Origin of the sequence: Pseudomonas sp. HY2-MNA-CIBAN-0224, from assembly GCF_040310285.1 — a bacterium.
Classification (GTDB): Bacteria; Pseudomonadota; Gammaproteobacteria; order Pseudomonadales; family Pseudomonadaceae; genus Aquipseudomonas; species Aquipseudomonas helleri.
In genome coordinates this window covers 1-290 of the sequence record NZ_JBEOPQ010000375.1, presented here as the reverse complement: position 1 = coordinate 290, position 290 = coordinate 1, and the positions used below count along the sequence as shown (strand labels likewise).

Sequence of the window (290 nt, the reverse complement as noted above, 5' to 3'; positions counted from 1 at the left end):
GGACAATATGGCGTCCATTAACAGACGCAGACTACGTGACAGCTCATTCACTAAGGCATGACGGGCACGGCGATCCCAATAGTCTTGCTGTGGTAAGTTGGCGATATTATCCATCATCCAATCTAGCTGCCAGACAGGGTAGGCCTCGAAGGATAAGGTCGCAATCTCATCGACAGGACGCTCATATTGCTCGGCAAGGCGCGCTGCATCTAACGCATCAACATGATAAGGCAGCATAGCAAACAAGGTAGCATCCGTATCGGATAGCTCTTTTTCCACCAAGCTATGGG

The 290-nt window shown here is 50.3% G+C and carries 1 protein-coding gene; it reads right to left on the bottom strand.

Annotated features, from left to right (window positions below):
• Positions 1-290: hypothetical protein (locus AAEZ03_RS26805; protein WP_350582829.1), on the bottom strand; the 290-nt coding region annotated here is incomplete at both ends.